This is a genomic window from Novipirellula methanifontis, assembly GCF_052161655.1.
Taxonomy (GTDB): Bacteria; Planctomycetota; Planctomycetia; order Pirellulales; family Pirellulaceae; genus Novipirellula.
In genome coordinates, this window is sequence record NZ_CP197418.1 from 8,334,277 (window position 1) to 8,352,450 (window position 18,174).

Consider the following 18,174-nt stretch of genomic DNA (forward strand, 5'->3'; position numbering starts at 1 on the left):
GATCAAGACCGAAGAGCGTTGAATAGACAGGCGTTTGAAGAGGAAAACGTTTGACTGATTATGAACATTAAATCGCTTTCTATCGTTTTCGTCGCAACACTGATCCTGGCAATCGGTGCGCTGTCCATTGCGCCGGATCTTCTGCTCTTGGCATCGGGTGGCGTAATCGCAACCGGAACGGTTCTTGGGATGTGCATTCTCGCTAGCTCGCAATTTTACACAGGCGTCTTATTCACGTTTCATGTGCTGATGTTCGGCGTAGTCACCTATTGCTACACAGAGCGGGACAACGTCATTCGATCAAGTTATTTTGATTTCTCTGTATTTACTGAAAAAAACCTTGAAACGGCCGTTCTTCTCTGCCTCTACGCATTGGTCTCCATCTTTGTTACTTGGCTAACGATTGGGCCGTCATCCCGTTCACTTCTGAAAGAGAGCCCGGTCGACGTTATCGAACGGATGATTGGACGACTCGTTCGGATCAGTCCCTCGCAAGCAACTGGTTTACTCGCGTTATCATTAGCTTTTTCCCTGATCGTTCTTGTTACGAACACAAGCGTGGTGCAGCAACGATATCCAGAAAATCTTAGAAGTTGCTGGGTCCCGCATGCAGATATTTTCAAAATACCAATCAGCATGGCGTTTCTTGCCTTCGCCAGCATTCACTGGCGAGTGATCGCGGTAGGGAGGTCGTCGCCTCAATTGCTTTTCAGCAGGCTGAGCGTCATTTGCGTCGCCACTCTAACAGTCCTTGTCACTGGTAGCCGGGGATTCTATTTCGTGGTTCTGTTAATGTGCGCCTCGATCGAGATATATCTTTGGCTCAAGAAAAGGAATAGCGTGCACTGGTGCATTGTCTTTCTTCTTGCTGCGTACTTGATGTTCGATACTTGGCCGCATCTCCGTTCCAGGCTGCATTCACGACCAACGATTAGCCTTGTTCGGGAGGAAATCGTGAACTCCTTCACCTTCGAGATTAGCGATAGACGTGCCAGCGACCGCGATCAATTCAAGGTCGAGGATATATCGATGCTTGGTATGTCAACATTTCACTTGCTGAGTACGATTGAGCTAATCGATCGTAACATTTCCCTAAAAGGATCAACATTTGTAAACCTGGTCCCTCAGGCTTTGCCCAGTTTTCTTGAGCCAATATTTGGCAAACGACCTCGAAACGACAACTGGAAAATCAACGACTACTACCGGTCGCAAGGAGGTTTTCTAGTGATTGCCAATGCGTATTGGAATGGCGGAGCCTGGGTTATGATTGCCTTTATGGTCACGATCTCCGCGATTTTCTTGTTCTTTGACAGGAACTTGGCAAAGCCGACAGTCGGGGCGATCTACAAGTGGGCATATTTCGTCAATATCCCAGTCATGTTTGTGCAGCTAACATATGGCATCCAGGGGTTGGTTCGAGTGATTGAAATCGTGTTGCTTTGTTTATTAGTCGACTGGTTTTCAAAGCGTCGCGTAAATCCGTCGTATGAATAGTCAGGCTGGCGAGTCTGATGAAAAAAATTATCGGAAGAGTCGATTCACTGGGTTTACACGCGTGGACAGTGACATAGCATTATACGCCCGAATGAAGAGCGTGATCAGTAAAGAATCCGTTGTCCTGGATATCTGATGCGACCGGGGGTCACATCGATGAACGTCAAGGCTAGGCCCAGCGAGTCATGGGGATTGATGTCGATGCCTCCATCAACTCGCTGCTGGACCAGTTCGAATAAACGAGTGTTGGCTCGCTGGCCGGTTGAAAACAAGGGAATGGGCGTATATCGTGAGTCACAATGTGCTTGAACACATGGAGTACCCAGATCAGTTGTTTATTGACGCGTCTTGCGTCCCCGCGGGTTCTTTTGTGCTTGAACTCGGAATGCGTTTTGAAATGTAGGCACAGCTACTTGGCTCGTCCCCAGTTGAATTCATGCCGCGGTAATCGAGAGGGTGCAGATTGAACGGCAGGAGTAAGGCATCTTCTCAACGCTCTACAGATGCAATTTCGTCCGGAAAATTAGGCGAACTTTTAAAAAGCACATTGTTGATCACTGTGCCTGAGAGGCATCGAAGTGATCTCGGTTATCTTGGACTCTCGTGGATAGCATATTGGCTTGGCATAATGTACCGGCGATGGTCGCCCAGCGCGTTAAGCAACGGATCGATTGTCTTTGCGAAAAAGCTATGATTCGCTTTGTACTTTGGCTCCAGTCGCGACAATGTTGTACAGTGAATTCATAGACCTTCTGGCTTCTCAGTGCTGTTGGAGTAAGTTGTGAAGTTTGCGTCCTTAAGATGCGTGATTAATGCATTGTTCTACAATGCGGCGAAGCCATTCAACTGGCCTCGATCTCTTTACAGTCTGATCTAGTGAACGTTATCGATTCAGAAAAATGCGATCCATGACCACTGAAAAAACACAGGTGCAGTCGACCGCCAATGCGGTTCGCTTACCCCAAGCACGCTCTGTTTTGTTCAGCACGGGATGTATGTATACCGACCAAGGCGGAACGTACTTGTCTCTCAAGCAAACTGTTGATTCACTATCGAGTCGTGGTCATCGTGTTTCGGTGCTAGGTACAGCCGCAAAAGGTCAGCCTCGCGCTGTCGCGGGTTGGGCAGGCGAATGTCTTGCTTTCCGACGATCAGGTCCTTTTTCGCTTCACTATGCCCCCGAGATGCGAAAATGGCTGATCCGCGGTGATGAACATTGGGACCTGGCCAGCCTACAAAGCGTTTGGCTTCACACGCACAGGGTGGTGGCGGATTGGTGTATCGAACATGACAAGCCATTCATGATAACAACGCATGGAAATTTTAATCAGGTTGCTCTGAAGATTCGGCCCTGGAGAAAGATGCTCGCAAGGTGGTTGTTCATGAGGCCGGTTCTAAACAACGTCAGCTGCTATCAAGCAAGCACTGACATCGAATACCAGACGCTGCGCCAGTATGGAATCAAGAGCCCCATCTGTGTTATTGGCAACGGGATTACCATTCCAGATCTTCATCGAATGCCCGCGATTGATTCGCTGATTCCTGATGCTTTGCGGCAACGGCGTACTTGTCTTTATTTGGGTAGATTGCATCCGATTAAAGGAATTGATCGATTGATCCGCGCATGGAACGCGCTGAAGCCGTCTGATGATTGGCAACTTGTGATCGCCGGGGCTGGCGCAAAAGAATACCAGGAAGAACTCGAATGTTTGGCAGACCTAGAATCTTGTTCAAATATCTTTTTCACAGGCTATGTCTCCACAGATGTCAAGGAAGCTTGGTTTCGTCAAGCTGACTTTTGCGTTCTTCCTTCTCATAGTGAGGCGTTTGCAATGGCACCGATGGAAGCATTTTCGTTTCAAACTCCGGTGCTGTTGACTCAGGGGTGTGGGTTTCCCGACGCAGCCCGAGCTGGTGGAGCGGTGGAGACACCATCCTCGCAGCAAGGCATTCAAGATGGGCTAGAGCACATGTTGTCGATGTCGACCGAAGAGCATCGTGAGATGGGTGCTTGTGCTATTAAGTTTGTCCGGGAGCGATTCGACTGGCAGGTCGTCTGTCAACAATTGGAAGCCGTTTACAGCTGGATGACCAAATCTGGTCCAGCACCGAAGTGTCTTCATTTCGACTAGCATTCCCCCTTTCGATCCCAGGCGTCAGAGTTTGAGATGATTTTCAGCATGTTTTGGAGCATTGATTATGCATTTGAGTGGTAAGAAGGTTTTAGTTACCGGGGCTGGCGGCTTTATTGGCAGCCACCTTGCAGAACAACTCGTTCGTGAGGGGGCGAACGTACGCGCAGTCGTGCACTACAATTCGCGAAACGACCTGGGCAATCTGGCTTTCGCTCCCGCGGACATTAGAAGTTCAATGGAGGTTCATGCGATAGATATCGCGGATCCGTTCTCGGTGCGTGAGGTTGTAGAGGGTTGTGATTGCGTTTTTCACTTGGCCGCGTTAATCGCGATACCGTATTCTTACGTCGCGCCCGCTGCTTACCTGGAAACCAATATCCACGGTACCCTGAATGTTCTGGAGGCGGTTCGGACTTGCGGTACGCCGCGATTGGTGCATACATCCACGTCCGAGACTTATGGAACTGCGCAGTACACACCGATTGATGAAGTGCACCCGTTGCAAGGCCAGTCACCTTATTCCGCATCCAAGATCGCGGCGGACAAGTTAGCTGAGAGCTATTACTGTTCATTCGGCCTGCCAGTTTCGACCCTTCGTCCCTTCAATGCATTTGGGCCAAGGCAATCGGCGAGGGCGGTGATTCCGACAATTATTTCGCAACTGAAGCGTGATGGAAAAGTACGGCTTGGGAGCCTGACGCCAGTGCGTGATTTCACGTTTGTTTCAGATACAGTCGCCGCTTTTCTTGCCGTTGCGGGTAGTGAGGCCACGATTGGGCAAGCCTGCAACGCGGGCAATGGCCGAGGCATAACCATCGGCGAATTGGCACAAATGCTAATTGACAAGATTGCTCCCGGGGCGGAGCTGCTTACCGAAACAGAAAGGATTCGTCCTGAGCAAAGCGAGGTGATGGCATTAATTGCCGACTCGGATAAACTCACCGAATTGACAGGATGGAAACCTGCGGTCAGCTTGAATGACGGGCTTTCAGCCGTCATTGAATTCATTGACCGTCATCCCCAGCTATTTAAGGACTCCGGTTATGTTATCTAATAAATTATCGAAATCTCAGCGGGAACTAAAGAGCATATGAATTCGCAACTCGCCCGACATGCAGTCATTTTGGCAGGTGGAAAGGGGACCCGTCTCCGCCCCTACACTACCGTGTTTCCTAAGCCTTTGGTTCCGATTGGGGAGCATCCGATTTTGGAGGTCATTGTCCGACAGTTGCAAGCGAGTGGCTTTGGGAAGCTGACATTCGCGGTGAATCACCTAGCCGAGCTGATACGAGCCTATTTTGGTGACGGCACAAAGTGGGACGTTGACATCGGCTACTCCGTTGAAAAAGAGGCTCTAGGTACCGCTGGTCCGCTGGGATTGATTGACTCCTTGCCTGAGAACTTTCTGGTTATGAATGGGGATATCCTTGCGGACATTGATTACGAAGACATTTGGCGTTCACATCAAAGCTCCGGCGCGATTGCGACCATCGCAACTTGCCTGAAGACCGTCCCCATCTCGCTTGGAGTGTTAGAAGTTGCTGACAACGGCGATCTCACTGGATACACAGAGAAACCGACTCTCCACTACCGTGTCAGCATGGGCTTGTACGTATTCAACAATAGAATCCAGGAATTTATCAAACCGAATGCATACCTGGACCTTCCGAACCTGATGGAGTTGTTAATGACGAATGGAGAACGCGTCCACTGTTACGACTTCGACGGACAATGGCTCGACATTGGCAATCCAGACGACTACGCACTAGCTAATGAGCAATATTCCAATGCCCCCGATGTGTTTGTAAAACCACGAGGAACCTGTGACTGAGCGAATCCTGATAACGGGATGCAGCGGGTACGTTGGTCCATGGGTCGCAGCTCAGCTTCGCCGCGACTACCCGAACGCAACTCTCTGTGGTGTTTCGCGATCGGCGCCCATTAAACGACCTGCTGGTCCGCTCAACTTACACCTTGCAATGGACCTGCTTTGCCCTGAGGACATCCGGGGAGTACTGAGTGAGTTGAATCCCACTGGAATCATTCACCTGGCAAGTGCGCGTAAAGGCACTCTCGCAGAGCTGCTAAACGTCAATGTCAAAGGGTTTGAAAATCTGCTGGTGGGTGCAGAGCAGATTTCGCCAAACGCAAGAATCGTTTGCATTGGCTCTGCTTCCGAATTAGGTAGAGCGAGTGAAACCGATCGACCATTGAATGAGCAAATAGCGTGTCGACCAGTAGATGCATATGGAGTCACCAAGCTTGCTCAATCGTCTTTGGCCAATGTTCATGCTCAACGGGGGAAGCACATCGTTTGCTTACGGGTATTTAACTTGCTCGGGCCTGCCATGCCCGAATCTTTGCTTCCCGGGCGTTGCATAAGGCTACTAAAAAAAATTCAGCCTTCAGCCGGGACAGTAAACCTACCGTTTGGAAAACTGGATACTCGTCGCGACTACGTTGACGTTCGCGACGTTGCAACGGTCGCGTCATTGGCTTTGAGGGCGGGGAGCAGTGGCCAGGTCTACCATGTTGGGTCGGGTGATAGCCATAGTGGCCATGAGATTGTCAAGACACTGATTGATATCTCAGGTCTTACGAAAGTCACCTTTAGTGCAGATGATGCATCATGCTCTGGCGGCGTGCCCTTTCAAACCGCAGACCCATCGCTTGCGATGAATCAGCTTACTTGGGTTCCTCAGTTTACATGGGCTGACTCACTGCATGACGCATGGGAAACAACGTAAGTCGGAAAAATGGCGGCAGCCTATTTCCCATAAGCGAGCTAAGGCAACCTCGCGGCGCATTGAATAAGCGACTCAAGCTCACGAAGTTTTTAAGCACTGGGATTCGTCGATCGTGAACCGTGACTCGCCTTTTCGGCTAAAACCGAAAGTCGATAAGGCCGTTTTCAGAAACTGCTTTAAATTATGTTCGTTGGTCTCTCTCTTCTCTAATGATTCTTGTACAGCGTGAGGGTGCAACAGCTCTTTTGCTTCACGAGCTTCTTTGCAATCGCAAGCCAAGCACTTTTTTGAAGATTCAGAGAAGATTTATGATGACGTGGTTGGCAGCGACTGTCCGCTAAATCTAAGCGAAGAAGAATTCGCACGATGCAAGCTTGGTTGTATTACTCGCTAGAATACGCAAAATAGCAATTGTCCCGTGAGATTCTGCTGCCTTGGTACATTTTCTCTAGTCGAAGCAAACAGGAAGAAACTTGATCCGAACATTCGTCGAAAAATTTAGTCGCCTGAAGGTCTTTAAACGACGACTTCCGGCAAATTGTGGGCGAAGGAAGCTCTATGTTTCGCCTGATGCCGCATTGGAGTATTTGAGGCCGAAGTTTAGTGAGTCAAGCCTAAAGCTCCTTCGTGCCGCTTGCGAACACGTATCTGCTGGGAACAACGTTTGGGATATTGGTGCAAACGTCGGCCTTTTTTCGATCGCGGCAGCCCACACCGTTGGCCCGACAGGCAGAGTGTTGGCTGTCGAGGCGGACCCGTTTCTTGCGTCACTTGTGCAGCGGTCAATTCAGATTCCAGCGAACAAAGATCTGAACGTCTCGACTCTCTGTGCAGCGGCTTCGGATGGCTTCAGTATTGCTCGATTTCTTATCGCAGAACGCGGAAGAGCGTCAAGCTCCCTAGAGAAATCCGGACATCGAAGCCAGGCAGGTGGCACACGACATGTGCAGTATGTTCCCACTGTCACGCTTGATCAGCTGCTCGACGTTTTCGGCGCCCCCGACTTCATCAAAGTTGATGTTGAGGGAGCAGAGGAATTCGTATTGAAGGGCGCGAAAGTGATTTTGGCCAATTCTAGACCAGTTTTCTATATTGAAGTTGGAAAAGAGCAGAGCGTTGCTATCGCTGATATTTTTCGCCGCGCAAACTATGTCCTTCGTGATGGTGACGCAGTGGACGATATTAGAATTGAAAAATGTGCGTTTAATACGCTTGCGATTCCTGCGGAGCGAGCTTGAGTTTTCTATATCACGTCAAGGACACCTTCGATCGATCCTGATCGATGAAACTTTCTAGCATCTGTTGTTTGCGATAGTCTAAGACTGGTGGACTCACGAGAAATCATTAAGAATCATCTTAGGAGACCATGATTTCGAAGAAAACAAAACGCGTTAGGCGAATTATCAAATGTTTCCAACGCGGCCTCCGTTTTTTCATCTCGGGTTTATCCAGGGGTGCATGAATTAAAACTTTTCAAGGGATGGATCGCCACAAAGGCGGAGCGGGTGTTTCGATGGATGCATGGTCAGGCAAGCAAACCAGATTTTGTTTTTGAACAAATCCAGTTGTTCTCAATAGCTTCCAGCAAGTCGCGGTTCAATCAATTATGAAGTTACCAATATCGGTTCTAATTCCCACAGCTAACGAGGAGGCAAACCTTGAAAAATGCCTTGCTGCCATTTCAAGCTGGGCCGCCGAAATCGTTATTGTTGATTCACAAAGTACCGATCGCACTTTGGAAATAGCGGAACGTTATGGCGCGACAATACTACAATTTGATTACAAGGGTGGTTGGCCCAAAAAACGAAATTGGGCAATTGATTCGCATAGGTGGAATTCGGAATGGATACTATTACTGGACGCCGATGAAATTATCACGCCTGCTGTGGCTGGCGAAATTGCCAAACAAATTTCCCGCCCTGACATAGACGGGTTCTGGATACGATATGACGTGGTATTTCTGGGCAGAATGCTCAAGCGAGGCGATTCGTCGCTTTGGAAGTTGCCTTTGTTCAGAGTCGGCAAGGGCCGCTACGAGCTAAGAACGGAAAGCCAGGATGAAAGCATGTGCGACATGGAGGTTCATGAGCATGTCGTTGTCGATGGGACGGTGGATAGGTTGAGCACTCCGATCCGGCACGAAAACATGAAGTCGCTGCATGATTACATTGCCAAGCACAATAACTATTCCACCTGGGAGGTCAGTGCTTGGAATGAGGGTGTCACCGGAGAGTTGGAGCCTCGGTTGTTTGGAAACCAGGCACAGCGAAGACGATGGCTGAAACGAAAATTGTTGCTGATGCCAGGTTTTTCGGTTGCGGTATTCATCTATTGCTTCATCTTCAAACTGGGCATTCTCGATGGTAGAGCGGGCTTGATCTACGCGCAGATGAGGATGGCTTATTATTTGCAGATCAATGCCAAAATTTACGAACACAGCTTGAAAAGTAATTTGTCACCTACGCCAAAAGTAATTGAATATGTTCAGCGGTAAAACTCTCTTGATCACCGGCGGGACTGGTTCCTTCGGTAACGCAGTACTGAGTCGGTTTCTGGATACTAATATTCGTGAGATTCGGGTTTTCAGCCGCGACGAGAAGAAGCAGGAGGACATGAGAATTCGCCTAAAAAACGACAAGGTTAAATTCTATATTGGCGATGTTCGCGACTATGACAGTATCGTCCCTGCGATGACGGGTGTGGACTATGTATTTCAGGCAGCGGCGTTGAAGCAGGTTCCCTCGTGCGAGTTTTATCCATACGAAGCGCTCAAGACTAATGCGATTGGGACTGAAAATGTCTCGAACGCCGCGATTGTATCCGGTGTAAGGAAGTTCATCGCTTTAAGTACGGACAAGGCTGTCTATCCCATCAATGCGATGGGAATCAGCAAGGCAATGATGGAAAAAATCGTCACTGCTAAAGCGAGACTTACAGATTCCGAGCGTACAACCCTCTGTTGCACTCGTTATGGCAACGTGATGGCGTCTCGTGGATCAGTCATCCCGCTTTTCATTGAGCAAATCAAGAATGGCCAACCTCTGACAATCACTGATCCGAGTATGACGCGTTTCCTGATGTCGTTGGATGATGCGGTTGACCTGGTGCTTTACGCATTTAGTCACGGGAACCAGGGTGACACTTTCGTTCAGAAGGCGCCTGCCAGCACGATTGGCGACCTAGCGCTCACGATCAAAAAGCTGTTTGAAGCTGACAACGAAATCAAGGTGATCGGGACACGGCACGGTGAAAAACAGTACGAAGCGTTGTTAACACGAGAGGAAATGTCTCGCGCTGAAGACTTGGGAGAGTACTATCGGATTCCTACCGATCATCGCGACTTAAACTACAACAAGTATTTTGTGGAAGGGGAAACGGAGCTTTCCGAAGCCGTGGACTACCACTCCCACAATACAACCCGCCTCGATGTCGACGGCATCAGGGACAAGTTGCTCAGTCTGGAACTTGTGCAAAGTGAATTGGAAGCGTGGAGGAAGAGACGCGCTGATGCCTGAATTCGCTGTCCCTCTCTTTATTTCTCGCTGCAATTCCTTCTGCCCTTCGCATCCTGAATTAAGACCTAAGTATGAAAACAGTTCTCATTACCGGGGCAAATGGCTTCATCGCTCGAAATCTGATCGCCGCAATCCAGCGTCGTGACGACTGGAAATTCACGACTTTTACATCGAACGACTCGCAAGACTTGCTCAATGATCGAATCGGTGAGGCGGATTTGATTTTCCATCTCGCGGGTGCAAACCGCCCTAACGACGATGACGATTTCAAACGTGTCAACGCCGATCTTACGGGTAGGATCGTCGAGCAACTGAGCAAGTTGAAGCACGAGACTCCTATTGTCTTCTCGTCGTCGATTCAAGCGGAGCGAGACAATCTGTACGGGCGCAGCAAGCTGGACGCGGAAACTCACCTGCTAAATTACCAGCAACAAACCGGTCGCGCTGTCAGTATCTATCGTTTGCCAAATGTCTTCGGAAAGTGGTCGCGTCCCAACCACAACACAGTAGTAGCGACCTTCTGTCACAACATTGCCCGCGAGCTACCGATCACCCTTTCGGATCGATCGCATGAGTTGCATTTGGTTTACATCGACGAAGTCGTTCGATGCTTCATGAGGCATCTCGACTCGGCTTTTGAATCCTCGTCGGTTGCCTCCGTTGACGAAACGTTCAAAATAACGCTGGGGGATCTTGCCGACAAATTGCAGACGATCCATGGCATTCGCGGTTCTCTGCAGGTGCCTGATTTGTCGGATCGGCTGACTAAATACCTCTATTCGACTTACTTGTCGTTTCTCCCGGAAGACAAGTTCGCGGGCGAAGTTTTGTTAAGAACGGACGACCGTGGTTGGCTTTTCGAGTTGATCAAGTCAAAGCAATTCGGCCAGATTTTTGTTTCGGAAACAAAGCCTGGAATCACTCGCGGCAATCACTACCACAACACGAAAATTGAAAAGTTCTGTCTGATCAAAGGTGAAGGCGTCATCCGTTTTCGTCAATTAAATCAGGATGAGATTATCGAGTATCCCGTCAGCGACCAAACGATTCAGGTGGTCGATATTCCGCCTGGGTTCACCCATTCAATTGAGAATACCGGGTCCGATTCGATGATCGTGCTCTTTTGGGCGAACGAGATATTTGATCCGAACGCCCCCGACACCTACTGGGAAGAAGTCATCAAGCCATGAGCAAGCTGAAAGTAATGATTGTTGTGGGCACTCGACCGGAGATCATACGGTTATCGAGAGTCATTAACGCTGTGCAGCGAGATTTGCATTTGACGCTGGTTCACACCGGGCAAAACTACGACTTTGAATTGAACGAAATATTCTTTCAGGACCTAGGAATCCCCAAGCCGGACCACTTCCTGGATGCAGCGGGAGCAAACGCAGCCACGACGATCGGCAATACCATCGCAAAGTTCGACGAGGTACTGGCCAAGTGCCCAGCCGACGCGGTGCTTGTGCTGGGAGACACCAATAGTTGCCTCGCCGCTATTTCTGCCAAGCGACGCAAAATCCCGGTCTTTCATATGGAAGCCGGGAATCGGTGTTTTGATCAACGTGTGCCAGAAGAGATCAATCGCAAAATCGTTGATCACATCAGCGATATCAACATGACTTATAGCGACATCGCGCGTGAGTATTTGTTGCGAGAGGGAATTCCTCCAGACCGCGTGATAAAAACTGGCAGCCCAATGTTTGAGGTGCTGAATCACTATCGCGATAAGATTCAAAGCAGCGATGTACTTGCGCGTTTGGGGTTGGATCGCGGCGAATATTTCGTAGTCAGCGCTCATCGTGAAGAGAACATTGACTCGGAACGAAACTTCGGAAATCTCGTCCGAATTCTCAACCAAGTTGCCGACCAGTATGGCAAGCCCATTGTATTCTCGGCTCATCCCAGAACACAGAAGAAGATCGAAAGCAAGGAAGTGGAATTTGATCCGCTCGTGAACTTGATGAAGCCGCTCGGATTTACGGATTTCATCAGCCTTCAAAAAGATGCTCTGGCTGTCCTTTCAGACAGTGGAACGATCAGCGAAGAATCATCCATTCTCAATTTTCCGGCACTGAATATCCGAGAGGCACACGAACGCCCCGAAGCGATGGAGGAAGCATCCGTGGTGATGACCGGTCTAAATCCAGAACGGGTATTCCAAACATTGAAGTTGGTTGCTGGTCAACCGCGGGGAGATGCGCGGTTACTGCGAAACGTTTCCGATTACTCAATGCCAAACGTTTCCGATAAGGTTGTTCGAATCCTGCTGAGCTACACGGACTACATTAACCGCGTGGTCTGGAAAAAATACAATTGATTCCGCGACGGCATGCTTGATGAACATCCTTGTTATCACCAATCATTTTTCTCCAGAGAATTTTCGCGTTAATGCGTTAGCCTTTGCCATGGCGAAAAAGGGTCATCAAGTTTCAGTATTGACCGGCTTGCCGAATTATCCCGAAGGCAAGATCTTTCCTGGATATGGCTACTTTAGTCGACGCTTCGAAACGGTCGATGGCGTCAAGATCAAACGTATTCCTCTGATCCCTCGTGGGCAAGGCAGATCGTTTAATCTGGTTCTAAATTACCTTTCATCCGGAATCGCATTCTGCGTGTTGGCTCCTTTTTATTGCCGGGAAAGATACGATGTGATTTTTGTTTTCGAGACGTCGCCTGCTACGATTGGTTTGCCGGCTGTCATCTTAAAAAAACTGCATCGCATTCCGATTGTTTTTTGGGTGCTTGATCTGTGGCCCGAGAGCCTTTCTGCCACCGGAGCGGTCGACAATCACGTAGCACTCTCATGGGTCAGACGAGTGGTCAGGTTCATCTATCGAAATTGCAGTCGCATACTGATTTCATCAATGGGGTTCGAGGAGAGTATTCGGAAGACCGGGGAATTTGATGGTCCGATAGAGTATTTTCCAAATTGGGTTGAAGTAGTTGAACCCAACGAGAATATCGACACGCCTTTGCCGGACTTACCTGAAGGGTTCCGAATCGTATTCACAGGTAACGTCGGTGTCGCTCAGGATTTCGAGACAATCTTGTCGGCTGCCGAGATGGCGCGGGCTCATCATGACATTCACTGGATTGTGGTTGGAGATGGACGCCAGTTGGAATGGGTTCGCCGGGAAGTAGAAAGTCGCAAGTTGACAGACAACTTTCATCTTTTGGGGAGGCATCCCGTCGAATCAATGCCCTACTTCCTGAACGAAGCATCGGCATTGTTACTACCGCTTCGTAACGATCCAATTTTTGCGTTAACCGCACCTGGCAAACTACAAAACTACATGGCTTCTGGTCGTCCGATCATCGCAGCGCTTAATGGAGAAGGCGCTAACCTCGTTCAGCAAGCAAACGCTGGAATCGCGTGCGGTGCCGAGTCTCCGGAGCGACTGCTATCGGCGGTTCTTGACTTGTACCGGATGAGCGAACAAGATCGAGAACGATTAGGTAGAAACGGACACGACTTTGCGGCATTGAATTTTAATCGCGAGCAACTGTTTGCAAAGCTCGAAGGCATTTTGAACGAGGTTGTCGATGAACGAAAATGACGGTGCGGTATCAATCTTTGACAAAGCATTGCTTGCGGAACTTTGTGAACAAGCGACCGAAAGCCCAAGATTACGAGCCCACCACAATATTCATTCATCGCTTGATGAACCTTGCCAACGGATGCTAGTCGCGATCCAAAACGGTTCCTATGTGCGACCTCACCGGCACTTGCTTGATCCAAAAGCCGAAACGATCTTTGCGATCAGTGGAAGCATCGGGGTTATTTGTTTCGATCACACAGGTGAGATCATTGGCAGCCATCGCCTGGGCGGCATGAAAGCGGACGCGATTGGGTGCGATGTTGCTGCTGGTGTTTGGCACACGATCGTATGCCTCGAACCAAATTCGGTGTTTTTAGAGGCCAAGTCAGGTCCTTATGTTCCTTTTGGTCCAGATGACTTTGCCCCGTGGTCTCCTGAATCAGACTTTGAAGACTACCTAGACGCCCTTGCTTCCATTTTCCTCTAGAAGGCAATGACTCGACAGTTTGTTTGTTCGATGCACGAGGAAAGGACAAGAGCGATGAGTTCGCGTCTTGAGTCGACGTGCAATGTTGGATATTAGCGGGTGGGGCAGACCGTGAAGACTCATGAAAGTCACGAATCGGGCGAACTTGGGCGAAAGGACTGAAAAAGTGAGGAGCTGGGAGCGATGAGAAGGGAATCAGTCAACCCTATCCGGAGCTTTGGTTTGACTCTCTCACTGAGGGCGGGCAAAGAATGAAAGAATAGCGAATTGCTGGAAACGATCATGAAAGCCAGACTGGGGAACCAGGCTGGCTTTCTGCGTATAGGGAAAAGAAGATGGGGAGCAAAGAGTAGAGGAGTTTTTTTGACAGACGAATGATAGGACAGACGAATGAGTTTAGAGGGACGATTCGGCTGTCCAAACCGCTTTGGGTCCGTTCATGTCGTGAGCAAGTGACTGGCACAAACACTGGAGCACTGTGTTTTTGAACAGCGGGTCGGCGGCTACACCCGCTTGAGGTCCGACCTACTACTACTCTTGAACATGATAACGCGAGACGCGATGGGGGATGCCATTGAAGTGCGTCAAGACGACAGCTCTGGCCAATGGAATGATTTTACTTTCGTCTCAGTTATCTCCGTTTGCTTCTGTTCAAATTCTTTTCCAGGGACCTGTTTTGACAGGAGGTAACAGAGAGAACGGAGAGGGAAGTTCATTGTCGCTGCCTCCGGCGGAAATTTTGGTAGGAAGATGGAGGTAGGAAAATAAGGAACTGGGGGAGGAGTTTTTCTGACAGACGAACGTGGGACAGATGAATGAATTCAGAGGGATTATTCGGCTGTCCTTCATTCGGCTGTCCAAGCCGTTTTCCATCTGTTCATTTCGTGAGGAAATGACTGGCACAAATACTGTTTTTTTGAACGGGGTCGCCGGTCACCCCGCTTGCGGTCCGGCCTACGAATACTCTTGAACACGATGACGCGATGTTGGCTGCAATCGAAGTGCGTCAAGACGAGAACGCGGGTCAATGGATTGATTTACGATGGATCTCCGTTTGCTCCTGTTCAATTTCTTTCTCAGGGACCTGATTTGACAGGAGGTAACAGAGAGAACGGAGGGTGGAGTTCGTTGCCGCCGCCATGCCGGAACTTCGCTCCGCTGCGGTCCGGCCTAAGATCGGGTGTGACAGGCATCCTACCGTTGAGCACGCGAGTTTGAGCGGGTTGTAGGCAGCGATGAGTTTTTCTGACAGACGAACGTGGGACAGACGAATGAAATCAAAGGGACGATTCGGCTGTCCTTCATTCGGCTGTCCAAATCGCTTTGCATCCGTTTATTTCGTGAGGAAAGTGCCTGACACAAACACTGGAAACACTGTTTTTTTTTAAATGGCGGGTTGTCGGTCAAAACCGCTCGCGGTCTGGCCTATGACTATTACTTTCGTCTCTGTTATCTCCGTTTGCTCCTGTTTAAATTCTTTTCCTGGGACCTGGTTTGACAGGAGGTAACGGAGGGGTAAGTTCGGTGCCGTGCCGGAACGTCGCTTCGCTACGGCAATTGTCACTCGGCTTTCCAAGCCGTTGGCGTCTTAACCATGCAACTGTTGTACACGCGAGTATGAGCGGACTGAGGCAGTGACGAGTTTTTTTAACAAACGAATGTGGGACAGACGAATGAATTCAGAGGGACTATTCGGCTGTCCTTCATTCGGCTGTCCAAATCCTTTTCCATCCGTTCATCTCGTTCAGTAAGTGACTGGCACAATAAATGTAAACGCTGTGTTTTGGAACGGCGGGTCGCTGGTCACAACCGCTTGTCGTCTAGCCTACGACTATTGGTATCACACCTGTATTGGTATCACACCTGCCAACTGCAAATCCCCATCTTTTTGCCTCCATTTCCCTACCAACTCGGAGTTCGGCTTTCGCTGTAGGAAACGTTGTTCGGCGCTGGTTATGAATTGGATCGAGTGGTCAAGATCCTCAGAGTTTTGTCGACACGGTACGGTCGCGATTTTGGCTCAGTCTATTCATCGTACCGGTTCATTGATTCACTGGGAGTGAATCGTGATTTGAGATGCCGCCCTTCATTTTTTTGTCCCTCATCTTTTTGCCCAAGCGTTTTCGATTCATTGTCTTGATTTCTGCATTACTCCGTTACCTCCGTTTGCTCCTGTTCAATTTCTTTTCTAGGGATCTGGTTTTACAGAAGGGAACCGTGATAACGGAGGGGAGTTCATTGTCGCTGCCTCAGGCGGAAATTTTGGTAGGAAGATGGAGGTAGGAAAATGAGGAACTGGGGGGTGGGGGAATTCTTTCTGACAGACGAATAATGGGACAGGCGAATGAGTTCAGAGGGACGATTCGGCTGTCCATATGGCTTTGGATCCAATCGTTTTGTGCAGCAAATGACTGACACAAACACTTGGAGCACTGTGTTGTCAAATGGGTTTCAGGTCACTCCTGCTTGCGCTCTGGCCTACAATTACTGGCGTTCCACCGGTCTACAGAAAACTTTTATCTTCTTACGTCCATTTTCCTACCAACTCCAAGTTCGGCTTTCTCGCTTTTGGCGATTCAATATAGAACAATTTTTTAATTGTTTGTTTCGCTTCCTTGGGCAGCGGGTTGGCGGAACATTTGGGGACAAATGTTCTACAATTTGCTCCCGCTCACGTTCAGTTTCACCAACCCTCCCCGGCCGCTACCGCGGCCGCCCCTCCCCAAGGGGAGGGTGAATTCTTTTTGGCTCCCAGCTCCTCACTCCCTCACTTCTCACTTTCTGCGTTGCTCAGCGGATCGAAATCGGAATGTCGCGGATCGGCATCGCTTGGTCATTGGTTAAACAAATAACCGATGGAGTGGTTTGGATCGCAAAGCACAGTGGCAACACTGCGGATTGGATCACGGAGATTTGAGTGCGGCTGCTCAGGCCGGCAGGCACGAGTCTTCGCTGACCGCTGAGTCGGTACAACGTCAATTGCCATGGATCACGATCGATGACCAGCAACTCTCGAGTTCCGACCTTGGCATAGAAATCAAGTTTATCGAGGGTGCGATCATTGGGACTGACAATTTCAACGGCGAAGTCGGGCCCGCCACACCAGTGGGTTCCGCAGTCTTCGGCAGACGTGTCGTTGAGATAAACCAGCACGTTGGGAACACGATAGTTGTGTAACCAACCTTCACGGCGATCGCTGACGTTGGCACCGGCCAGCGTGCGACCGAGGCCACGCCAATCAATCTGAGTCGTGATGGCGGTGGCAATCTCAGTGGCTAGGCTCTGGTGTTCGTTGTTTGCCAGCGGTGACATCACGTAAACTCCGTCCCACACCTCGTCATAACGATCCAAACCACTCGCGCGTCGCTCGGACAGCAATTCGTTGGCAACGATTGGGTCATTGATCAAAATGGACATCCAGTTTCTCCTCGTGATGATTGTACCAAGAAAACAGCAAAGACGTGCTTAGAGAACTCACTCCGGACCACTTGGGACGCGAAGTAAATCATTGATGTAGTGGATCTTGCTAAAGATCCCCGGCTTTAATGGTCTCCGCTGGGGTAATTTGAGGGAAAAGACGGGAAAGTGAGGGGCTGGGAGCTGGGAGTAAGGAGTGGGGCAGCGACGAGTAATTACTTACAGACGAATGAAATCAAAGGGACGATTCGGCTGTCCTTCATTCGGCTGTCCAAACCGCTTTGCATCCTTTCATTTCGTGCAGTAAGTGACTGGCACGAACACTGTGTTTTTGAATGGGGTTGCTGGCCATACCTGCTTGCGGTCGGGCCTACGACTACTGGCCCTCAAGAGCAAATAGGAGAAACCGACGAGCGGAGTCGTCGGGCGACCTTGGGTTTCACCTCCCTGAAAGCTTTGCTATGGGTGAGGTCAGAGCGAGCGGTAGCAAGTTCACCGGCGGGGCTTGGCGTGCTATGGATGAATTGTGCCAGTTCAATGGTGCTAATCGATGTCCATGCCAAGCCAAGGTCGGCGCTACAGGTTTGGTAGGAAAATGGAGGTAGGAAGATGAGGAACTGGGGGGTGAGGGAGTTTTTTCTGACAGACGAATGAATTCAGAGGGACGATTCGGCTGTCCTTCATTCGGCTGTCCAAATGGATTTCCTTCCGTCCATTTCGTGAGGAAGTGACAAGCACAAACACTGGAAACACAGTAATTATGGACCGACGGGTAGCAGGTCACACCCGCTTGCGGTCTGGCCTACGACTACCATTCCCTCGGCTCCTCACTCTCTT

Annotated in this window: 13 protein-coding genes; 12 read left to right on the plus strand and 1 reads right to left on the minus strand. The window is 49.7% G+C overall.

All coding sequences use genetic code 11. The features are described from left to right. Positions 1-60 precede the first annotated feature (60 nt). From SH528x_RS29550 to SH528x_RS29605, 12 genes are all read left to right on the plus strand, one after another. A complete protein-coding gene (locus SH528x_RS29550) occupies positions 61-1,494 on the plus strand; it encodes a hypothetical protein (protein ID WP_442507026.1) in 1,434 nt (477 codons plus the stop codon). 908 nt (positions 1,495-2,402) lie between these two features. Then, the gene (locus tag SH528x_RS29555) at positions 2,403-3,626 is read left to right on the plus strand and encodes a glycosyltransferase (protein ID WP_442507027.1); all 1,224 of its coding nucleotides are present in this window, start codon (positions 2,403-2,405) and stop codon (positions 3,624-3,626) included. 67 nt (positions 3,627-3,693) lie between these two features. Continuing rightward, the gene (locus SH528x_RS29560; protein WP_442507028.1) at positions 3,694-4,683 is read left to right on the plus strand and encodes an SDR family NAD(P)-dependent oxidoreductase; all 990 of its coding nucleotides are present in this window, start codon (positions 3,694-3,696) and stop codon (positions 4,681-4,683) included. A 36-nt stretch (positions 4,684-4,719) separates the two neighbouring features. Beyond that, complete coding sequence (locus SH528x_RS29565; RefSeq protein ID WP_442507029.1) at positions 4,720-5,460, plus strand: sugar phosphate nucleotidyltransferase; 741 nt, start codon at positions 4,720-4,722, stop codon at positions 5,458-5,460. Next, positions 5,453-6,376 (plus strand): NAD-dependent epimerase/dehydratase family protein, encoded by a 924-nt coding sequence (locus SH528x_RS29570; protein WP_442507030.1) that lies wholly within the window; start codon positions 5,453-5,455, stop codon positions 6,374-6,376. Before SH528x_RS29565 ends, SH528x_RS29570 begins: the two co-directional genes overlap by 8 nt. Before the next feature lie 587 nt (positions 6,377-6,963). Continuing rightward, positions 6,964-7,614 carry an FkbM family methyltransferase gene (locus SH528x_RS29575; RefSeq protein WP_442512203.1) on the plus strand — a complete coding sequence of 217 codons (651 nt, stop codon included), beginning with the start codon at positions 6,964-6,966 and terminating at the stop codon, positions 7,612-7,614. A gap of 368 nt (positions 7,615-7,982) precedes the next feature. After that, positions 7,983-8,870: a glycosyltransferase family 2 protein gene (locus SH528x_RS29580; protein ID WP_442507031.1), complete on the plus strand. Its 888-nt coding sequence runs from the start codon at positions 7,983-7,985 to the stop codon at positions 8,868-8,870. Beyond that, positions 8,857-9,891, plus strand: a complete 1,035-nt coding sequence (locus SH528x_RS29585) for a polysaccharide biosynthesis protein (protein WP_442507032.1) — start codon at positions 8,857-8,859, stop codon at positions 9,889-9,891. The genes SH528x_RS29580 and SH528x_RS29585 overlap by 14 nt, the downstream gene beginning before the upstream one ends. A gap of 71 nt (positions 9,892-9,962) precedes the next feature. After that, positions 9,963-11,081, plus strand: a complete 1,119-nt coding sequence (locus tag SH528x_RS29590) for a polysaccharide biosynthesis C-terminal domain-containing protein (RefSeq protein WP_442507033.1) — start codon at positions 9,963-9,965, stop codon at positions 11,079-11,081. Beyond that, complete coding sequence (gene wecB / locus SH528x_RS29595; RefSeq protein ID WP_442507034.1) at positions 11,078-12,211, plus strand: non-hydrolyzing UDP-N-acetylglucosamine 2-epimerase; 1,134 nt, start codon at positions 11,078-11,080, stop codon at positions 12,209-12,211. The genes SH528x_RS29590 and wecB overlap by 4 nt, the downstream gene beginning before the upstream one ends. A 19-nt stretch (positions 12,212-12,230) precedes the next feature. Continuing rightward, positions 12,231-13,451, plus strand: a complete 1,221-nt coding sequence (locus tag SH528x_RS29600; protein WP_442507035.1) for a glycosyltransferase family 4 protein — start codon at positions 12,231-12,233, stop codon at positions 13,449-13,451. Continuing rightward, the gene (locus tag SH528x_RS29605; RefSeq protein ID WP_442507036.1) at positions 13,438-13,920 is read left to right on the plus strand and encodes a WbuC family cupin fold metalloprotein; all 483 of its coding nucleotides are present in this window, start codon (positions 13,438-13,440) and stop codon (positions 13,918-13,920) included. Before SH528x_RS29600 ends, SH528x_RS29605 begins: the two co-directional genes overlap by 14 nt. 2,790 nt (positions 13,921-16,710) lie before the next feature. Here the strand turns inward: SH528x_RS29605 and SH528x_RS29610 are convergent. Then, on the minus strand, positions 16,711-17,337 hold the full coding sequence (locus SH528x_RS29610) for a Uma2 family endonuclease (RefSeq protein WP_442507037.1): 627 nt from the start codon (positions 17,335-17,337) through the stop codon (positions 16,711-16,713). Positions 17,338-18,174: the final 837 nt, after the last annotated feature.

Excerpts from the sequence above, each read along its gene's own strand:
- SH528x_RS29550 (WP_442507026.1), top strand. The coding sequence starts at position 61 with ATGAACATTAAATCGCTTTCTATCGTTTTCGTCGCAACACTGATCCTG.
- SH528x_RS29555 (WP_442507027.1), top strand. The coding sequence starts at position 2,403 with ATGACCACTGAAAAAACACAGGTGCAGTCGACCGCCAATGCGGTTCGC.
- SH528x_RS29560 (WP_442507028.1), top strand. The coding sequence starts at position 3,694 with ATGCATTTGAGTGGTAAGAAGGTTTTAGTTACCGGGGCTGGCGGCTTT.
- SH528x_RS29565 (WP_442507029.1), top strand. The coding sequence starts at position 4,720 with ATGAATTCGCAACTCGCCCGACATGCAGTCATTTTGGCAGGTGGAAAG.
- SH528x_RS29580 (WP_442507031.1), top strand. The coding sequence starts at position 7,983 with ATGAAGTTACCAATATCGGTTCTAATTCCCACAGCTAACGAGGAGGCA.
- SH528x_RS29585 (WP_442507032.1), top strand. The coding sequence starts at position 8,857 with ATGTTCAGCGGTAAAACTCTCTTGATCACCGGCGGGACTGGTTCCTTC.
- SH528x_RS29590 (WP_442507033.1), top strand. The coding sequence starts at position 9,963 with ATGAAAACAGTTCTCATTACCGGGGCAAATGGCTTCATCGCTCGAAAT.
- wecB (WP_442507034.1), top strand. The coding sequence starts at position 11,078 with ATGAGCAAGCTGAAAGTAATGATTGTTGTGGGCACTCGACCGGAGATC.
- SH528x_RS29600 (WP_442507035.1), top strand. The coding sequence starts at position 12,231 with ATGAACATCCTTGTTATCACCAATCATTTTTCTCCAGAGAATTTTCGC.
- SH528x_RS29605 (WP_442507036.1), top strand. The coding sequence starts at position 13,438 with ATGAACGAAAATGACGGTGCGGTATCAATCTTTGACAAAGCATTGCTT.
- SH528x_RS29610 (WP_442507037.1), bottom strand. The coding sequence starts at position 17,337 with ATGTCCATTTTGATCAATGACCCAATCGTTGCCAACGAATTGCTGTCC.